This window comes from Cupriavidus malaysiensis (assembly GCF_001854325.1).
In the GTDB taxonomy this organism is placed as follows: Bacteria; Pseudomonadota; Gammaproteobacteria; order Burkholderiales; family Burkholderiaceae; genus Cupriavidus; species Cupriavidus malaysiensis.
Genome location: NZ_CP017754.1, coordinates 3,010,880 through 3,029,125, shown reverse-complemented (window position 1 = coordinate 3,029,125; position 18,246 = coordinate 3,010,880). Strand labels below are relative to the sequence as shown.

The 18,246-nt window shown below is 66.1% G+C and carries 24 protein-coding genes; all 24 read left to right on the top strand.

Annotated features, from left to right (window positions below; translation table 11 throughout):
• Nucleotides 1-15: 15 nt before the first annotated feature.
• The 24 genes from BKK80_RS13420 (at nucleotide 16) to BKK80_RS13310 (ending at nucleotide 16,879) form a co-directional block, all read left to right on the top strand.
• Entirely contained in the window at nucleotides 16-1,833 is a 1,818-nt protein-coding gene (locus tag BKK80_RS13420) for a DUF3383 domain-containing protein (RefSeq protein ID WP_071069799.1), read from the top strand.
• 8 nt (nucleotides 1,834-1,841) lie between these two features.
• Nucleotides 1,842-2,282, top strand: a complete 441-nt coding sequence (locus tag BKK80_RS13415; RefSeq protein ID WP_071069797.1) for a phage structural protein — start codon at nucleotides 1,842-1,844, stop codon at nucleotides 2,280-2,282.
• Nucleotides 2,283-2,294: 12 nt separating this feature from the next.
• Nucleotides 2,295-2,741 (top strand): phage tail assembly chaperone, encoded by a 447-nt coding sequence (locus tag BKK80_RS13410; RefSeq protein WP_084545581.1) that lies wholly within the window; start codon nucleotides 2,295-2,297, stop codon nucleotides 2,739-2,741.
• A gap of 35 nt (nucleotides 2,742-2,776) precedes the next feature.
• Nucleotides 2,777-2,932, top strand: coding sequence for a DUF6889 family protein (locus BKK80_RS37080; protein ID WP_167366675.1), 156 nt, complete (start codon nucleotides 2,777-2,779; stop codon nucleotides 2,930-2,932).
• The gene (locus BKK80_RS13405; protein WP_071069795.1) at nucleotides 2,922-4,787 is read left to right on the top strand and encodes a hypothetical protein; all 1,866 of its coding nucleotides are present in this window, start codon (nucleotides 2,922-2,924) and stop codon (nucleotides 4,785-4,787) included. Before BKK80_RS37080 ends, BKK80_RS13405 begins: the two co-directional genes overlap by 11 nt.
• Nucleotides 4,784-5,410 (top strand): phage baseplate protein, encoded by a 627-nt coding sequence (locus BKK80_RS13400; protein ID WP_084545580.1) that lies wholly within the window; start codon nucleotides 4,784-4,786, stop codon nucleotides 5,408-5,410. The genes BKK80_RS13405 and BKK80_RS13400 overlap by 4 nt, the downstream gene beginning before the upstream one ends.
• Complete coding sequence (locus BKK80_RS13395) at nucleotides 5,410-5,718, top strand: phage baseplate plug family protein (RefSeq protein WP_071069793.1); 309 nt, start codon at nucleotides 5,410-5,412, stop codon at nucleotides 5,716-5,718. Before BKK80_RS13400 ends, BKK80_RS13395 begins: the two co-directional genes overlap by 1 nt.
• Nucleotides 5,718-6,641 (top strand): phage protein, encoded by a 924-nt coding sequence (locus tag BKK80_RS13390; RefSeq protein WP_071069791.1) that lies wholly within the window; start codon nucleotides 5,718-5,720, stop codon nucleotides 6,639-6,641. Before BKK80_RS13395 ends, BKK80_RS13390 begins: the two co-directional genes overlap by 1 nt.
• Nucleotides 6,634-7,380, top strand: a complete 747-nt coding sequence (locus tag BKK80_RS13385; protein WP_071069789.1) for a Gp138 family membrane-puncturing spike protein — start codon at nucleotides 6,634-6,636, stop codon at nucleotides 7,378-7,380. The genes BKK80_RS13390 and BKK80_RS13385 overlap by 8 nt, the downstream gene beginning before the upstream one ends.
• Before the next feature lie 140 nt (nucleotides 7,381-7,520).
• Nucleotides 7,521-8,027, top strand: a complete 507-nt coding sequence (locus tag BKK80_RS13380) for a Rha family transcriptional regulator (protein ID WP_071069787.1) — start codon at nucleotides 7,521-7,523, stop codon at nucleotides 8,025-8,027.
• Between the two features lie 38 nt (nucleotides 8,028-8,065).
• Nucleotides 8,066-8,419 (top strand): contractile injection system sheath initiator, encoded by a 354-nt coding sequence (locus tag BKK80_RS13375; RefSeq protein ID WP_071069785.1) that lies wholly within the window; start codon nucleotides 8,066-8,068, stop codon nucleotides 8,417-8,419.
• The gene (locus tag BKK80_RS13370) at nucleotides 8,416-9,600 is read left to right on the top strand and encodes a baseplate J/gp47 family protein (protein WP_071069783.1); all 1,185 of its coding nucleotides are present in this window, start codon (nucleotides 8,416-8,418) and stop codon (nucleotides 9,598-9,600) included. Before BKK80_RS13375 ends, BKK80_RS13370 begins: the two co-directional genes overlap by 4 nt.
• 1 nt (nucleotide 9,601) lies before the next feature.
• Complete coding sequence (locus BKK80_RS13365) at nucleotides 9,602-10,261, top strand: DUF2612 domain-containing protein (RefSeq protein ID WP_071069780.1); 660 nt, start codon at nucleotides 9,602-9,604, stop codon at nucleotides 10,259-10,261.
• 57 nt (nucleotides 10,262-10,318) lie between these two features.
• Nucleotides 10,319-11,698: a hypothetical protein gene (locus tag BKK80_RS37450; protein WP_236903677.1), complete on the top strand. Its 1,380-nt coding sequence runs from the start codon at nucleotides 10,319-10,321 to the stop codon at nucleotides 11,696-11,698.
• A gap of 9 nt (nucleotides 11,699-11,707) precedes the next feature.
• The gene (locus BKK80_RS13355) at nucleotides 11,708-11,890 is read left to right on the top strand and encodes a hypothetical protein (protein ID WP_071040206.1); all 183 of its coding nucleotides are present in this window, start codon (nucleotides 11,708-11,710) and stop codon (nucleotides 11,888-11,890) included.
• 84 nt (nucleotides 11,891-11,974) lie between these two features.
• Nucleotides 11,975-12,421: a hypothetical protein gene (locus tag BKK80_RS13350; RefSeq protein WP_071069778.1), complete on the top strand. Its 447-nt coding sequence runs from the start codon at nucleotides 11,975-11,977 to the stop codon at nucleotides 12,419-12,421.
• Nucleotides 12,411-12,893 (top strand): glycoside hydrolase family 24 protein, encoded by a 483-nt coding sequence (locus tag BKK80_RS13345; RefSeq protein WP_071069776.1) that lies wholly within the window; start codon nucleotides 12,411-12,413, stop codon nucleotides 12,891-12,893. Before BKK80_RS13350 ends, BKK80_RS13345 begins: the two co-directional genes overlap by 11 nt.
• Nucleotides 12,890-13,225 (top strand): ubiquitination-like system serine protease family protein, encoded by a 336-nt coding sequence (locus BKK80_RS13340; RefSeq protein WP_071036656.1) that lies wholly within the window; start codon nucleotides 12,890-12,892, stop codon nucleotides 13,223-13,225. Before BKK80_RS13345 ends, BKK80_RS13340 begins: the two co-directional genes overlap by 4 nt.
• Nucleotides 13,226-13,296: 71 nt before the next feature.
• The gene (locus BKK80_RS13335; protein WP_071069774.1) at nucleotides 13,297-13,683 is read left to right on the top strand and encodes a hypothetical protein; all 387 of its coding nucleotides are present in this window, start codon (nucleotides 13,297-13,299) and stop codon (nucleotides 13,681-13,683) included.
• A gap of 15 nt (nucleotides 13,684-13,698) precedes the next feature.
• Entirely contained in the window at nucleotides 13,699-15,204 is a 1,506-nt protein-coding gene (locus BKK80_RS13330) for a GDSL-type esterase/lipase family protein (RefSeq protein ID WP_071069772.1), read from the top strand.
• 61 nt (nucleotides 15,205-15,265) lie between these two features.
• Entirely contained in the window at nucleotides 15,266-15,754 is a 489-nt protein-coding gene (locus tag BKK80_RS13325) for a hypothetical protein (protein ID WP_071036663.1), read from the top strand.
• On the top strand, nucleotides 15,744-15,962 hold the full coding sequence (locus BKK80_RS13320) for a hypothetical protein (RefSeq protein WP_071069770.1): 219 nt from the start codon (nucleotides 15,744-15,746) through the stop codon (nucleotides 15,960-15,962). The genes BKK80_RS13325 and BKK80_RS13320 overlap by 11 nt, the downstream gene beginning before the upstream one ends.
• 51 nt (nucleotides 15,963-16,013) lie before the next feature.
• Complete coding sequence (locus BKK80_RS13315; protein ID WP_071069769.1) at nucleotides 16,014-16,490, top strand: hypothetical protein; 477 nt, start codon at nucleotides 16,014-16,016, stop codon at nucleotides 16,488-16,490.
• The gene (locus tag BKK80_RS13310) at nucleotides 16,487-16,879 is read left to right on the top strand and encodes a DUF1353 domain-containing protein (protein ID WP_205683700.1); all 393 of its coding nucleotides are present in this window, start codon (nucleotides 16,487-16,489) and stop codon (nucleotides 16,877-16,879) included. Before BKK80_RS13315 ends, BKK80_RS13310 begins: the two co-directional genes overlap by 4 nt.
• Nucleotides 16,880-18,246 lie beyond the last annotated feature (1,367 nt).

The following is an 18,246-nucleotide window of genomic DNA, read 5'->3' as shown; positions in this document are numbered from 1 at the left end:
CATTTGGAGCGGTCCATGCCGAATACCCTGCCGGTCTCGCGGCTCATCAACGTCACGATCAACATGTCGCCGCAGGCGGCGCAAGGGGCGAACCTCAACACGGCTCTGATCCTGGGCGCGTCTTCGGTCATCGACCCGGGCGAGCGGTTCCGGGCCTATGCGTCCGCCGCAGCCGTGGCCACCGACTTCGGCCTGAGCGCGCCGGAATACCAAGCGGCCGCGCTGTACTTCAACCAGACCCCGCAGCCGCAATCGCTGCTGGTGGGCCGCTGGGCGAAGACCGCCACGTCGGCCAAGCTCAAGGGCGGCCTGCTGGCCGCTGCCGCCCAGGCCATGGCGAACTGGACCGTCATCTCGAACGGCGGGTTCAACGTCACGGTCGACGGCACCCTCAAGACCGTCACCGGGCTGGATTTCACCGCGCAGACGAACCTGAACGGCGTGGCGTCCGTGATTTCGACCGCCCTCGGCGCGGCCGCCAGCTGCGTCTGGAACGCGAACTACAGCCGCTTCGAGGTCACCAGCGCGTCGGCCGGCGCCGGCACGGCCGCCGGCGGCACCATCACGCTGACGGGCAATCCGGCCGCCAACGACACGGTTACCATCGGTGGCACGGTCGTCACCTTCGTGAGCGCCAACCCGACCGCCAACCAGGTGCTGCTGGGCACGACCGCCGCGCAGACCGCCGCCAACCTGCAGGCCTTCCTGCAGGCGTCCGCCGACGTCAACCTCAGCAAGGCGCGGTACTCGACGACGCTGGGCGTGGTGACGGTCACCTACGGCGCGCTGGGCACCGCCGGAAACAGCTTCACCCTGGCCAAGTCCTCGACGAACATCACCCTGTCCGGCGCGACGCTGTCCGGCGGCGTGAACGCCTCGACGATCACCTACGCCACGTCGCCGGCAGTGGGCACCGACGTCTCGGCGCTGCTGGGGCTGACCACCGGCGTCGCGTCGGCGCCGGTCAACGGCGTGGCCGCCGAGCAGCCGGTCGACGCGGTGAACGCCATGGTGACCAACTTCGGCCGCCAGTTCCTGGGCATCACGTTCGCCGACACCACGGTCACCAACACGCAGCATCTGGCGGTGGCGGCCTTCGTGGAGGCCGACCAGGCCCACCTGTACGCGGTGACCTCGCAGGAGGCCGCGGCGGTTGACCCGACCCAGACCACGGACATCGGCTACCTGCTCAAGCAGCTCGGCTACAAGTACAGCTTCCCGCAGTGGTCGAGCACCAGCCCATACGCGGCGGCGTCGCTGCTGGGCCGCCTGCTGACTGTGAACTTCAACAGCAACCGCACGACCATCACCCTGGCGTACAAGACCGAGCCGGGGGTCGTGGCCGAGTCGCTGAACACGACGCAGGCCAACGCCCTGGACGCCAAGAACTACAACTACTACGTCAACTACGACAACAGCACCTCGATCATTCAGAACGGCGTCACGCCGAGCGGGATCTTCATCGACTCGATCTACAACGCGATCTGGTTCCGCAACCGGGTGCAGACCGACCTGTACAACGCGCTGTACACCAGCCCGACGAAGATCCCGCAGACCGACGCCGGCAACCAGACGCTGTCCGCGACGATGGAGACGTCGTGCGCTGCTGCGGTGACCAACGGCTATCTGGCGGCGGGGGTGTGGAACCAGGCCGGTTTCGGCGCCCTGAATCAGGGCGACACGCTGTCGAAGGGCTACTACATCTACACGCCGCCGATCTCGTCCCAGTCGACGTCGGACCGCCAGGCCCGCAAGTCCGTCCCGTTCCAGATTGCCGCACTGGAAGCCGGCGCGATCCACTCGATCTCGCTGACCGTCAACGTTCAACGCTAAGGTGAACCATGCCCTCGTATAGCTTCAAAGACGTCACCGCGACGCTCGTCGGCCCGACCGGCTCCATCGAACTGGGCTACGGCTCAGCCGCCGCCGAAGAAGGCATTGATGTGGCCGCCGCCAGCGACAAGAACACCATGACGGTCGCCGCGGACGGGGAGGGCATGCACAGTCTGCATGCCGACAAATCGGGCCAGATCACCTTTCGCTTGCTCAAGACGAGCCCGGCAAACCGGAAGCTGATGGTTGCCTACGACGCGCAGGCCCTTAGCGCATCGCTCTGGGGCAAGAACATCATCACGATTTCGAACACTGCTGCGGCCGACCTGCACGTCGCGCGCGAGTGCGCCTTCAAGAAGAAGCCCAACATGAAGTACGCCAAGGACGGCGACATCATCGAATGGGTGTTCGACTGCATCAAGATCGACTCGGTGCTTGGCACCTACTGACCGGGGGCATAGATGCAGACGATCGAATTTGACATCGCGGGCCAGCGGTACCGGGCGGCCAAGCTGGACACGATCAAGCAGTTGCACGTGTCGCGCAAGATCGGGCCGGTGCTGCCCAAGCTGCTACCGGTGTTCGTGAAGTTCACCGAGTCGGCCAAGGCCGGCACCCCCAACGAGGATCTGGCCGGCATCGCGGCCGCCGTCGAGCCGCTGGCGCAAGCGCTGGCGGACATGACCGACGGGGACTTCGAATACGTGGTGAACACCTGCCTGGCGGTGGTGCTGCGCAACCAGATGAACAACTGGGCGCCGGTCTTCGTGCCGGGCGGCGGCTTGATGTTCGACGACATCGACCTGGGCGGCACCGTCCAGCTGGTCGCCAAGGTGATCTGGCACAGCCTGGGCCCTTTCTTGTCCGGGTTCCTCGCCAGCGCTCAAGCGACGAACCCGGCGGCATAGCCTGGGCAACCCTGCCCGACGGGCTGGACTGGCTGATGCGGCCGGTCGTGAAGGGCATGTGCCTCTTCGAAAGCCTAAAGGACGGCAGGATCGACCTGGCGGACATCGCGCTGATGAACGAAGCGCTGGACGTGCTGGCAGAGAACACCCAGCTGGCGCACCAACTCGCAGAGCAGAAACATGGCAGGTGACGTCGATACGATCCGCGAGTTTCTCGTCGGCCTGGGCTTCAAGGTCGACGAGCGCGGCCAGAAGAAGTTCACCGACGGCATCCTCTCGGCCACGCTGAAGGTTGCAGAGCTCGGGATCGCGATCAAGACCGCGTCGGCTGCCGTGGTGGCCAGTGTCACGGTGATCGCCAGCCAGATGGAGTCGCTGTACTTCGCGTCGCAGCGCACCGGCGCGGCCGTGGCCAACATCCAGGCCCTGGGCTTCGCCGCCGCGCAGATGGGATCGACGGCGGAGGCCGCGCGCGGGTCGCTGGAGAGCCTGGCGCGCCTGATGCGCAACAGTCCGGGCGGGGAAGGGCTGATCCACAGCATTGGCGTGCAGACCCGCCAGGCGAACGGCGGGCTGCGCGACACGACCGAGATCCTGGCGGACCTCGGCAAGCAGTTCGCCGGCATGCCCTTCTACCGGGCCAACGCCTACGCCCAGGCGCTCGGCATCGACGAGAAGACGCTGATGGCCCTGCGCGAGGGCATGGGGCAGTTCGGCGATGACTACCAGGACATGCTGGCCAAGGCCGGCATGGATTCGCAGGAGGCCGCCAAGTCGTCGCATGCGTTCATGAATGAGGTGCGCTCGCTGGGCGCCGCGTTCGTGATCCTGGGCCAGAAGGTGGCCACGACGCTCACCGGCAAGCTGTCCGGTGATCTGCGGCGCTTCCGCGACGGCGTGGTCGACAACTTCGGGCGGATCGCCGGCATCGTCGAGAAGGTCGCCAGCGGCGTGCTGCTGGTGGCCGACATCATCAGCACCCTGGCCCTGCGGGGGATGCAGGCGATCGGCGCGGTGGTGGACTGGTTCAACGGTCTGGACGGCACGGTGAAGACCGTCATCGAGGCAGTCGCGGCGCTCGGGATCGCCTGGAAGGTGCTGTCGGCTGGCTTCCTGGCTACGCCGATCGGGCGGATCATCGCGCTCGGCGCCGCCATCCTGGCGCTCTACGACGACTACAAGGTCTGGAGGGAGGGCGGCCAGGCGCTGATCGACTGGTCGAAGTGGGAACCGGGGATCAAGCTCGCGGGCAAGGCGATCGCCTGGCTGAGGGACTTGCTCGGGGACATGATGTACCGGGCGATCGCCGCCGTCGACGCCATCGACGCGATCGTCCACAAGGACTGGGGGCGCCTGAAGTTCGCCGTCGGCGAGTTCCTGCACGGCAACGGTAAGCCCTACGGCGGGTCCGACGCTCAACAGCCGGCAGCGACCGCGGCGCCCGCCGCGTCCGCCGGGGCGGCTGCGCCGGCGGCGGCGGCCGGGCGCCAGCCGCGAGGCATCCGCAACAACAACCCGGGCAACCTGAACTTCGTCGGCCAGGCCGGGGCGACCCGGGAAACCGGCCCGAACGGGCGGTTCGCGGTGTTCGAGACGGCCGAGGCTGGCTTGCGGGCGCTGGCCGACCAGTTGCGCCGGTACGGCGCGCGGGGGATCAACTCGGTCCGCGCCATCATCTCGAAGTTTGCGCCGCCCAGTGAGAACAACACGCAGGCCTATATCGGCAGCGTTTCGCGGCGCCTGGGCGTGGATTCCGATGCGGCCCTCAACCTGAACGACCCGCGCCTGATGCATGGCCTGATGGACGCCATCATCAAGGTCGAGAACGGCCGGAACCCCTACAGCACCGAGCAGCTGGCGTCTGCCTCGGCAGCGCGGGCCGCCGGCCCGCAGACCGCGGCCGGCGCGCCGGTCAGCGTGACCCAGGAAACGACGATTCACGTGACGGGTGGTAGCGACCCACAAGGCACCGCGCAGGCGGTGGCTCAGGCCCAGAACGGGGTGAACCAGCGCCTGGTGCGCAACATGAGGACGGCCGCGCAATGACGAGTCTCGTAACAAGCGGTCTGGCGGTGGCCGCGCTCGCAGGCGCCGACCTGGTCAGCGCGATCTTCATGCCGAAGCGGTCGATCAGCTCGTCGCTTGGGACGTTCAGCGCTTACGTGACGCTTGAGGAGCAGCACAGCGACGAGCTGGTCATCACGGACCACCCGGTCGAGCAGGGCGCCCAGATCTCCGATCACGCCTACAAGAAGCCGGCGGAGCTGACCATTACGATCGGCTGGACGAACAGCAGCCTCGCGTCCGTCACGTCGCTACAGTTCGGCAACTACTCGTCCTACGCCTACGACCGGCTGTTGCAGCTGCAGAAGCTGCGCGAGCTGGTCAACATCTCAACGGGCAAGCGCAAGTACCTGAACATGTTGATCCGGTCGATCAGCGTCACGACGGACGCCCGCACCGAGAACGCGCTGATCGCGACGTTGAACTGCCGCGAGATCATCGTGGTGCAGACCAGCACGACGCAGCTGGTGCCGGCCGAGAATCAGGCGATGCCGCAGAAGACCGGGCAGTCGACGAACGCGGGCACGAAGCAACCGCAGGCCACGAACACGAGCCTGCTGTATCGGGGCGTTTCCGCTGGGAAGTCGGCTTTGGGACTGAACTGATGCAGACCTTTGAGATTCCGCTGACCGCGCAGCCGCAGACGTTCACCATCACGCTGGTGGGCATGCAGTACCAGTTCGCGCTGGCCTGGCGCGATACCGACGGCGGCGGCTGGTTCCTGGACATCGCCGACGCGAGCGGCAACGCATTGCTGTCGGGCATTCCCCTGGTGACCGGTGTGGACCTGCTGGCGCAGTACGGCTATCTGGGCTTCGGCTTCGAGCTGTGGGTTCAGACCGATGCGGCCGACGCGCCGCCGACGTTCACGAACCTGGGAACGCAATCCCACCTCTACTGCGTGGTGCCCTGATGACCCAACAATGGCTTCGCCGTGTGAGCCTGATCGTGGGGAACGCGAGCGGGCAAGGCCTCGACCTGTCGGAACTGCACGTCTCCTTCCGGACTTTCAGCGCCACCACACAGAGCCCGGCGCACGCGACCATCCGGGTGTACAACGTGGCCGATGCGACGGCCAAGAGCATCCAGCAGGAGTTCAAGCAGGTGTTCCTGCAGGCCGGGTACGGCGACAACTTCGGGCTGATCTTCTCTGGCGGCCTCAAGCAGGTGCGGAAGGGGCGGGAGAACGCCACCGATACCTTCATCGACCTGATCGCGGCGCATGCGGACGAGGCCTATAACTGGTCGGTCGTGAACACGACGCTGGCCGCCGGCTGGTCGCAGTCGGACTACCGTGCGGCGCTGCTGCAGTCGATGGCGCAGTACGGCATCGTCTCGGGGTATTCGCCGGCGTTCGCGCCGACGAAGATGCCGCGAGGCAAGGTCTGCTACGGAATGACGCGGGACTATATGCGGCAGCTCGCTGGCGCGAGCGGTACGCAGTGGTCGGTGCAGAACGGCCAACTGCAGATGGTGCCGGTGAACGACGTTCTCCCGGGGGCGGCCGTCGTGCTGACTTCGGCCACCGGGATGATCGGGAACCCGGTCCAGACGGTTGATGGCATCGTCGTCAAGAGCCTGCTGAACCCGAATATCCGGCCCGGCACGCGGGTCCAGATCGCCAACGCCAGCATCCAGCAGGCGGCGCTGAGTGTGGACTACACGGCCACGAACTACTTCCCGAGCCTGGACGACGACGGGTTCTACAAGGTCTATGCGATGAGCCAGTCAGGCGACACGCGCGGCCAGGACTTCTACACCGAGATGATCTGCGCCGGCCTCAACGGGACCGCGCCGCTGACATCGACCTACACGAATGCGGTGACCAGTGGATAGCCGAGAACGTTGGGACGACCCCGAGGAAGCCTTGCGCGTGGCGCTGGATGGCCTGCAGACCGGCATCTGGACCGCCATGCCCGGCATCATCCAGTCATTCAGCGACGGCGCCGTCACCGCGACCGTGCAGCTCGCGATCAAGGGCATCGTGCATGCGCCGGACGGTACCGCGCAGTTTGTCAACCTCCCGCTGCTGGTCGACGTGCCGGTGCACTTCCCGCGAGGCGGTGGCTGCACGCTGACCTTCCCGGTTGCCAACGGCGACGAGTGCCTGGTGGTCTTCGCCGCGCGCTGCATTGACGCCTGGTGGCAGTCGGGCGGTGTGCAGCCGCCGATCGAGCCGCGGGTGCACGACCTGAGCGACGGCTTCGCCTTCGTCGGATTCTTCTCCCAGGCCACCAAGATCAGCGGCATCAGCACCGTCAGCACGCAGCTGCGCAGCAACGACGGCGCGACCTTCATCGACCTGAACCCGACCAGCCAGAAGGTCAAGATCGTGGCGCCGGGCGGCTTCGACGTGGTCACGCCGCTGGCTACCTTCTCGAACGGCGTGACGATCACCGGGCTGCTGACGTTCATCGGCGGCATGGTCGGCAGTGCGGTGAGCGGTGCCGCGGCGGTCTTCAACGGCGTGCTGAATGTGATCGGCCAGATCACCGCCAACGGCAAGCGTGTCGACGACACGCACACGCACAACGGCGTGCAGCCTGGCACCGGCAACTCCGGCAACGTGAACTGACCAACGCTGCCGTCCTCTCGGGCCCCGCCTTGTGCGGGGCCTTTGCTTTTGTGCTGCGGATAGGCCGACGGGCCGAACACACGTTTCCCTGGACGTGCTGCCGCAGCCACCCATTCCCAGGGCTCGACAGGGAGATCCCCATGACTGACCTTCCGCTCCAACTCGTGACCGTCATCGACGGCGAGCCGCGCGCGTCGTCCGATGTGGTCGCGAGAGGGCTCGGCCAGCGGCACCGCGCCGTCATCCAGCTCATCCGCCGGCATCTGGCAGCGCTGCAGGAGTTGGGAGGGGTGCAATTTGAAGTTGCACCCTTCGCGACGGCCGGCGGCACCCAGAAGCGGGAAGTCGCGCTGCTCAACGAGCACCAGGCCGCCCTGCTGATCTCGCTGATGCGCAACACCGAGAAGGTCGTCGACTTCAAGATCTCGCTCGTGAAGGAGTTCTTCCGGATGCGCGACGCGCTGCAGCATCGGGATCAAGGCCTCTGGCAGCAGATGCAGGCGCTGATCGCGCGCGAGGTCGAGTCCAAGGTACGCGCCTCCTTTGGCTCGCACCTGATGCTGGAGCGAAAGCGGGAGATCCCGCGCTTCCATGACGAGCGGGCCAGGCTGGAAAGCCAGATTCAGCCCTCTCTGCTGACCCACTGACCCGGCCCGGCGCCGGGTCTTCCATTTCTGGAGGTGCCATGCGGTACCGAAAGCTCGACGCCAACGGCGACTACTCCTGGGGCAACCAGCAGGGCGATTTCTATCGCGACCAGGCCGAGGCCGTGGCGCAGGCCGTGCAGACACGACTGCGCCTCACGCTCGGCGAGTGGTTCCTCGATGTCACCGATGGCACGCCGTGGAACACCGAGGTGCTCGGCAAGTACACGAAGGACCAGTACGACACCGCGATCCGCGATCGCATCCTGGGTACCACGGGCGTGACCGAGATCGTCAGCTACTCGAGCACGGCCGACACGCAGGCGCGCACGCTGACTGTCACGGTCACCATCAATACGCAGTACGGCCAAGCCACTTTCACGACCACGCTATGACCATCCCCTCTGTCGCACCGGTCATCAGTGCTTCCGGAATCAGCGCGCCGGCGTTCTCGGACGTGCTGGACTACGTCGTATCCAAGTACCGGGCGATCTATGGGTCGGACGTCTACCTCGGGAACGACTCGGAGGACTACCAGTTCCTGGTGGCCGGCATCGCAACGCCGATCAATGACCTGAATGCTGCGATCATCGCCGGGTACAACGGTTTCTCGCCGGCCACGGCGCAGGGCGCGAACCTGTCCAGCGTAGTCAAGATCAACGGCCTGCGGCGCAATACGCCGAGCAACTCGACGGTCGACCAGATCATCGTCGGCGTGGCGGGCACTGTGATCACCAATGGCGTGACGCAAGACGCCAATGGCAACAAGTGGGCGCTGCCGACGACGGTCACGATCCCGCCGAGCGGCACCATCACCGTGACGGCGACCTGCCAGACGGCCGGCGCGGTGCAGGCTGGGGTCGGCGCGGTCAACCAGATCGCGACGCCGACGCTGGGTTGGCAGTCGGTCACGAACGCGAGCGCCGCCCAAGCCGGCGAGCCAGTCGAAACCGATTCCCAGCTGAAGGCGCGACAGGCCACGTCGACGGCGCTGTCGTCGCGGACAGTCCTGGAGGGGACGGTCGGGGCGGTGTGGGCGGTGCCAGGCGTGACCCGCGTGACCCCCTATGAGAACGACACGAGCGTCGTCGATGCCAATGGCATCCCTGCCAACAAGATCTACCTGGTGGTGGAGGGCGGCGACGCTACGGCGATCGCGCAGGCCATCGCCGCCAAGAAGGGGCCGGGGTGCGGCACTTACGGCACGACGACCATCTACGTGACCGACGCCTACGGCATCGCCCATCCGATCAGCTTCTACCGGCCGACGTACGACGCCATCACCTGCGCGATCACGTTGAAGGCGCTCACCGGCTACACGTCGACCGTCGGCGCGGCGATCCAGGCCGCGGTGGCCGCATACATCAACTCGGTGGTGATCGGCGGCGCGCCGAGTGGCTTCGTCGAATGGGATTCCGCTCTGGCGGCCGCGAAGTCAGTGCCTGGCAGCAACACGTTCCGCATCACGTCACTGACGCTGAGCGGGCCCGGCGGCGTCGGCGCGCCGGACGTGCCGCTGGCCTTCAACCACGCCGGTCAGGCGACACCTGCGAGCGTGACGATCACGGCGACATGACATGGCACAGGCATCCGACTACACCGCTCTGATCACCACCCAGCACGCGGACAAGCCGAAGTTCATGGCCATGGTGGCTGTCGTCGCGCAGTGCTTCGGCGACCAGATTAACGTCATGCAGTCGATCCCGGCGGCGTTTGACCTGGACAACGCCGTTGGCGTGCAGCTCGACGCCGTCGGCCTGTGGGCCGGCATCAGGCGGCAGGTCCGGACACCGCTGAACGTCTACTTCTCGCTCGACACCGCAGGCCTGGGCTTCGACCAAGGCAACTGGCAGGGCCCCTTCGATCCCAGCACCGGCCTGACGTCGCTCGATGACGGCACGTTCAGGACGCTGATCCGCGCCAAGATCGCGGCGAATAGCTGGGACGGGACGGTGCCCGGCGCCGCGGCGGCCTACGCGAACCTGTTCGCTGGGTCGGCCAGCAACATCTTCATCCAGGACAACCAGGACATGACGATGACGGTGGGTGTGTCGGGGGAGATCCCGAGCGCGCTGCTGCGCGCACTGTTCTCCGGCGGCTACCTACCGCTCAAGCCGGAAGGGGTGCTTGCCAACTACGTCGTGCCGTCCGCCAACAATACGCCGCTCTTCGGATTCGACGTCTCCAACCAGTACATCGCCGGCCTCGACGCCGGCTCGTGGGCGGTCCCCGCCTGACCTCACCTGCTGCCACACAAGCCGCCTTCGGGCGGCTTTTTCTTTTCCGGAACCCCAATGCCCATCCAGAACGACTTTCTGCCCTTCGCTGCAGGGGCGGGCGCCAACGTGCTGACGCAGGCCCAGTACGCGGCGCTCACCTCCCTGATCGCCAACGGCTTTTCTGCCGGCGTCGCGCCCTCGGCGCAGCTCAACAAGGTCTGGCGCCAGAGCAGCATCATGACGGCGGTCCTGGCGCAGTTCATCGTTGCCAACACCGGCCAGACGGCCATCGACGATGGCACGACCGCGACGCTGCTGGCCAATCTGGCGACGGCGATCTCGGTGACCGCGCGCCAGAATCCAGTTCTGGCCGACACCGGTGCGGCGAACGCCTATGTAGTGGCCAACCTGGCCGCCCTCTCGGCCTACCCGACGTCGTCCGGGTTGACGCTCGACGTGTCGATCGCCAACGCGAACACCGGCGCGTCGACGCTCAACGTCGACGGACTGGGCGCAAAGCCGATTCTGGGGCTCGGTCTGCAGCCACTTCAGGGCGGCGAGCTGCCTGCGAAGGGCGTCGCATGCCTGCTGTACGTCGTCGCGTCGACCGTCAACGGTGGGAACGGCGCCTGGGTCGTGATGGAGTGCACGGGCGGCGCGCAACAGGTGGCCCAGGGGACGCAGAGTAATCACGCTGTGACCGTGGCGCAAGCGGCCGGCGTCGTTGGCCAGGCGCGCAATCTGAAGGTGAACAATGCCGTGGCCTCTGCGACGGTGGCGCTCACGGCCGACGAGATCATCGTCGAGACCGCACTCGGCGGCGCGCGCTACTGCCTGCCGAACTTCAACAAGACCATCAACCTAGCCGCCACCGGGGCCGGCGGCATGGACACTGGCACTGCGCCGGCCTATGGGTACGTGGCGCTCTACGCGATCTACAACCCATCCACCGGGGCGAGCGCGCTACTGGCGGTCAACGCGACCTCTGCGGTCGCCCCCAGCGTCTACGGGGGCGCGAACATGCCGACCGGCTACACCGCATCGGCGCTGGTATCCGTGTGGCCAGTGGATGGCAATGGGAAACTCGTAGCGGGTGCCCAGCTCGATCGCGAGGTGTGGATCCCGGAAGTGGCGATCCTGACGACCTCCACGGTTGCGTCGACGCCGACCTCCGTTTCCGTCAGTACGATCGTCCCTCCGAACGCGCGAGCAGTGCGCGGGACCATGGTCGTCAACAACAACACGGTGAATGGCGGTAGCAATGCCTCCTTCGTTGGCAATGCGCAATCCGTGGGGTCGATCCGCATCGGCACGACCGCGCCCGCGTCGGGTGCGGGCGCGGCATATTCCTTTAGCGGCCTGCCGATTCTCGTGAGTCAAACGATCTACTACACACTCACCAACGTTTCCGGCTCCGGGACGCTGTACGGGTTCATCTCTGGCTATTCGATCTAGGAAGGCGCCATGCTCAACGTCCAATTCTCCGACGGCACGCAGTCGACGATCGTGTCGTACTTCGCGTCCCCGCAAGACAGTTCGGTGTTCGCCAACCTGGGCGAGGTCGATGCGAGCGACGCGCGGTGGGCCGCATTCTATGAGTCGCTGCCAGAGTTGGCGCGGTCTGGGATGCCGGTGCCGACCAAGTAGCCGGCTGATTCGAACGACACAAGCCGCCTCCAAGCGGTCTTCTCATGCCCGCGTCGAGCGGGCTTTTTCATTTTCGGGGGTCAAATGTCCGAACCAATCAGCGGCACCGTCGCAACCGGCGCAGCTGTCAGCGCCACCGCCAAACTCTTCGGCCTGCAGATCGGCGCCGGCGCCGTCGCAGCCGCGCTGGGCTTCATGGTGCTCTGGCCGAAGACGAAGCGGGAAGGGTTCGCCCGGCTCGTCTCGTCCGTCCTGGCGTCGATCGTCTTCGGCCCGGCGCTGGTGGCCTACGTCAATGCCAAGGCGCCGGATCTGTTCACGTCGGCGCGCGCCATGGGCGTGACTTTCGGCGTCCCGCCGGAATTCGGCGTGCTCTACGCCAGCGCGCCGTTCCTGGTCATCGCCGGCCTGCCGGCCTGGTGGGTGATCGGCGCCGTCGTGCGATGGTTCGAGAAGCGCCGGGGCAAGGACATCGGTGAGCTGATGGCCGATGCCAAGGAAGCGGTGGCAGGAGAGAACCATGCCGGGTGACATGGATACCCCGAACATCCGGCCCTTCCTGGACATGATTGCCGTCGCCGAGCTTGGCCGGGCACTCATCGCCAAGTCGGATAATGGCTACAACGTCCTTGTGGGTAGCACACCGGCTGCGCCGAAGCTGTTTCGCAGTTATGCCGACCATCCGCGGCAACTGGTGCTGATCCGGGCGGGTCTGTCTTCGACGGCGGCCGGCCGCTACCAGGTTCTCGCGCGCTGGTATGACATCTACAGGCGCCAGTTGGGACTGACGGACTTCGGCCCGGTGGCGCAGGACCGTATTGCGGTACAGCAGATCCGCGAACGCTTGGCGCTGCAGTTGATCGCTGCGGGTCGCTTCGACGAGGCAGTGTCCCGCGTGCGCAACATATGGGCAAGCCTGCCGGGCGCCGGCTACGGGCAGAACGAACATTCGCTCGACTACTTGCGCGGTATCTACGTGCAGGCGGGTGGGGTGCTCGCATGACGGCCCTCTCCAACGTCCTGCGCGAGCTTGCGCCCGGAGTGCTGTCCTTCTGGTGCCCGGGTTGCGGCGTCTCGCATTCGATCCAGTACGGCGCCGGGCCGGGGCCGCGGTGGGGTTGGAACGGCCACGCCGAGCGGCCGACCTTTACGCCGAGCGTGCTGGTGCGCACTGGCCGCGCGGTCGACCCGGCCTTTGTGCCGATGGACGGCGATCCGCCGGAGGTCTGCCACACGTTCGTGACGGACGGGCAGATCCAGTACCTGGGTGACTGCACGCATGCGCTGGCCGGCCAGACAGTGCCGATGGTCGCCTTCCCAGACAGGTGGGGCTGAGGCCTCTCCCATCTGCCCCCTCCACACCCCAGGCCCCGCCGCGCGCGGGGCTCTCTTCATCCTGGACCCCTATGGCTGATCGCTTGGATTTCCTGATTGACCAGGGCGCCGATTGGAGCGTCCAGCTGGTTCTGCAGAACGACGACAGAACGCCGCTGAACCTGACCGGCTGCCATATCTACCTCAAGTGCCGCGCGTCGCAATCGAGCCCGACTGCGCTGATCGACCTCTCGACGAAGGCAGGGACGATCACGCTTAACGGGCCCCTGGGCCAACTGAACTGGACCGTGCCTGGCGCGTCGACAGCGCTCTATTCGGGGCAACCGTACGCCTTGCCGCAGTTCGGGGCGATGCCGTTCGGGGTCTATGACCTTTTCGTCGAGACGCCTGGCGGCGGCCTCATCAAGTACCTCTGCGGCCAGATCCTGCTGGCGCTGAGCGAGACCCCTCCATTCTGATCACCGGAGCTTTGCATGACCGTAATTCTGGCAAGCACGCCTGGCCCGCAAGGCGAGCCGGGCGCTGGCATCAATCTGCGCGGCACCTGGTCGTCGACCGTAGCCTATGCCATCAACGACTGCGTGACCTACAACGGCTCGGCCTATACCGCTCTGACTGCGAGCGTCGGCGCCCAGCCGGACATCACGCCGATGCAATGGAACCTCTTCGTGGCCGGGGCCGAGTTGAGCCCGGCGGCGCAGGAGGCGGTTGCGGAGGCAGTGTCTGCTGCCTCGGCGGCGACGGCTGCTGCCGCGACGGCTTCCACGGCCGCATCAGCAGCCGCAGCCGCAGAAGCCGTTGTGATGGCGCCACTGACCTTTGCCGGCCAGAAGGTCGGCATCGTCGGCGTCGGCGACAGCATCTCGGCGATCGCCTACTCGGGCCTGACGAACTGGCTGCGCGACCTGTGCTATCTGAGCGGGCAGACTTACCGCTACCGCTACGGCGCCGACTTCGCCGTGTCCGGCTCGACCGCGGAACAAGCGCTGGCGTCGCAACTGCCGCAGGTGCTGGCGATGAACCCGCTGCCCAAGTCGTGCGTCATCGCATGCGGCTCGAACAACTACAACTCGTCGGCGGAGATCGCCAGCGGCTTCGCGGCCGTGACGACCATGATCCGCCAGCTGATTGCCGCCGGCATCCAGCCGATCCTGTGGACCATCCCGCCGCGCGGCAACGTGCCGGGCAGCCAGACCGGCATCAATGCCTGGAACGCGCTGGTCTACCAGATGCAGGCGCAGTACGGCTTCCCGCTGGTCGACTGCAATGCGGCTTTCCAAGATCCGAACAACCCGGCATTTCTGAAGGCGGCGTACACCTTCGACGGGACGCACCCGACGGTACTCGGCAGCGGCGCGCTGGCGGCGTACGTGCTGGCCGATCCGAAGTTCAACGCCGCGGCGAAGAAGGACACGCCGCCCTGGCTGGTCACCTACAACTCCGACCCGGCCAATCTGCTGCAGAACGGCCTGTTCAACTCGGGAAGTGGCAGCACGTCGGTGGCCGATGGCGTGCAGTTGGCCAGCGGCGTGACGGGCCTGCTTGTCAACGATGGCCAGTGCCTGGGCAATTGGCAACGCTTCACGCGCCCGGCGAACGCCGGGGCGGTCGGCGCGTCGTCGCTGGCGTTCGGCGGCGTCGTGGCCGGCAGTGTGATCGAGGTGAGCTGCCGCCTGCGCGCGAGCACGCCGGCGGTGACCTGGGGCACGGCGGACGCCATCACGGGGCCGTTCGGCCAGATGCTGGGTGTGGCGTGGCAGAACGCCAGCTGGAGCCAGACCATCAGCACGGCCTACCTGCGCCAGACGAATACCGGCGCGTCCGAGAGCGGGATCATCTGCGAGCGCCTGCTCGTGCCGGCTGGCGCGGCCAACGTGTCGGTCCTGATCGGCGCCTCGAGCGCCGGCGGCAACACGCAGCCAATCTCGGTGGACATCGCCCAGTTGGCGTTCCGGGTGATCTCGCCGCCTGCCGTCTGACCTGCACCACCTGCACCCCAGGCCCCGCCGTGTGCGGGGCCTTTGCATTTCTGGAGGGCCTATGGCCGTCACGGATACCCACGAAGAGAAAGAGACCCTGGCGGTCGACGTGCTGCTGCCCGGGCACGAGCCGCGTGCCACCACGGCGCTGTTCGAACGCACGAAGAAGCAGCTGATCGCTCGCGAGGGCGGCCGCTGCTACGTCTGCGGCGCCACGGCGCAGGAGAGCGGCCAGCCGCTGGAAGCCCATCACCACCCGATCGAACGGTCGCTCGCCAACATGATCGACTGGCCGGCGGTCCAGGCTGCCGCGCGCGCCGGCGCGCTCGGGCCGCACGCCGCGGCGTTCGACTGGGCCGCCTTCGACCCGGCCGACCCGTACACCTTCGTCGACGACATGACGGTGAACGGGCTGCTGCTCTGCCGCCAGCACCACACTGGCAAGGACGCGGGCATCCACGCGCTGCCGTTCCCCCTGTGGCTGGCCCAGAAGTTCGGCCGCGAGGGCTACCAGTTCACGCCGGGGGAGGTGATCCACCATGCGACCTAGCCGCGCGGCGGCCGCAGGTGCGTGCCTGGCCGCCCTGGCGCTGCCCGGCTGCGCGGTGGTCGAGCACGCTCAGGTCGTGCCGCTGGTGGACCAGAGCCTGCACGTCAGCTGCTGCTGCGCCTTCGTCGAGATCCCGCCCTCGACCCAGATCACCGCCACCTTCGACCGTGCCGGCCGCCTCATGGTCGGCGCCAGCTGGATTTTCTGAGCAGTCCCATCCCGCCGCGTCCGCGGCATTCACCCGTAAGAGGAACGTCACATGAAGAAGCTGATGCTGTTGTGCGCGGCAGGAATCGTCGCGCTCGTCTCCCTGGCCGGCTGCGCCGGCGCGCCCCAGGCCGCCACCACCTTCCAGGCCCAGGTCGTGAAGGCCTGCGCGGTCGTGCAGCCGACCCTGCAGTCGGTCCAGGCCATGACGGTCGACGACCCGGCCAAGCAGGTCATCCTGGCGCAGCTGGTGAAGGACAATGGCGCCGTGTGTGCCGCCGGCGCGTCGGTCGACGCCTCGAGCGTGCAATCGCTGGTGAACACGTCGGTGCCGGCCGCCATCCAGGTGGTGGGCCTGCTGCCGCTCGACCCAGCCGCGCGCAGCGGCGTGCAGATCGGGCTGATGGCATTCCAGGTGGCCCTGGCTGCCGCACTGGCGCAGTATGGGGCGCCGGCGCCGAGCTCGACCCTGGCGCCGGCCAGCGCGCCGGCCGCGCCCGCGGCGGCGGTTGCCGGGGCGACGTCGTGAGCCAGTTCCTGACCAGGCTGGTCATGGAGAACGCCACGGACCAGGATGACGGCCTGTGGCGGCTGGTCGAGCCGCTGGTCTACCAGTCGGACATGGCCGGGCAGACCTTCGAAGTTCCGGCCGGGTTCGAAACCGACCTGGCATCGGTGCCGCGGCTGCCGGTGGTCTACCTTCTGGCCGGCGGCACGTCCAACGAAGCCGCCGTGGTGCACGACTTCCTGTACACCGAGCACCCGGTACCGCGCGCGGTGGCGGATGCCGTGCTGCGCGAGGCTTCGGCGGTCACTGGCGTGCCGGTGTGGCGCCGGTGGCTGATGTTCTGGGGTGTGCGGTTGGGTGGCGGGTCGCACTGGGAACCAGCCACCTCACAGGCGCCGACCGGCGGTTAGCCGAAAAATGGGGCAAAGGCGCGGGTAGCGCCTTTGCCCTCTGGGAGTGGCAGCGGGTCGGATGTCGCTGCCTAGGCGCATTCTGCTCTAGTGTGACAAATTCGTTACCCCGCACAAGTCTGGTGCATACAAGAGTGGGGTATAGATAATGCCTTACGCTGGCGGCCGATCTTGTGGGCGGTGTGCCTGCGTGGTGGCTGCGGAAAGAAAAAAGGGCATAGGTGCGGGGAGCTCCTATGCCCTTGAGAATGCAACAAGATGGTGGTCGAGTTGCTGAGATGATTTTCCATACCTTGGATATGGTTTTTCATCCCCCTAGGCGTATGGGGCACCAGAAGGAAGGGTAAAGATTCTGGTGGTTCGGGAACTGCGGCGACAGTGCTAGGCTGCTATTCGGCTCGGCAGGCGTGGATGATGGGATAGTTGCTCGGTGCGCTGAGCGACAGTGCAGCGCGGCACTGGAAGACAGTGCCGGTGTGGCCGCTCTGGTGATGTGCAAAGAAAAAGCCCCAACTGATGTCTGGGGCTCAAAAGGGAACGGGATGCATTGCACCCCAAGACTGAGTCTACGGTGTATGGCGGCCGCCGGCTTGCCTCAAATGGGGCACGTCAGTGCGATCCGTGTGGCATGTTGAGCAATTGCGCGCGCCGCTTATCGGCGACGAAGAGAAGAGGGCCCTCGCTAGCTCAGCCGAGGGCCCAATAAGACGGGCGTTGCGAACGAGCCCAGAGCAATTCTGGCTTGCGTCAAACGATCGCTTGAATGCGGGAAATTCCCTGATGCTGCGATGCGACAGCGGGCTTGACATGCTGACCGTTCATCTGCCTTCTCCTATAGAGACTTGGAGGTGCCTGATGACCACACCGAGCGCTGATCGGAAGCTGAAGGGGACACCGAAGGGGATGCGGCGCCGGAGTTGGCCGGCATGGAGGGCGACTAAATCTAAGGGTAAATGCTTCTCCGCACCAAGTCCGTATCTATGATGTCTTCAGTAGTCCAAAAATTACGCGAAGGATTCGGAAAAATGCGAGGAACGCGAATGCTGAGAGACCAACCCACATGGGCAATAGTACTTGAGAGATAGGGATCGGGCCGACACCCCAATACGGTCCGACATTCCACCCTTTATATCTTCCCGGGTCCAGCGAGAAAAGAACTAGCGAGAAAATACAAAGTGATAGCGCGGCGAGCATTGCTTGACTGAAGTAGCTTAATAGCATGCCCCATAAATACTTGTTTGCGCGAATCGCCTGGTACTGTCTCGAATTAAATGATAATAGCATGGCCTTTGCGGTGCCAAGGAAACCCATCAAGATTGCTGATACATTGATGGTGGATGACAGTTGATTGGTAACCTTTGCGTCTT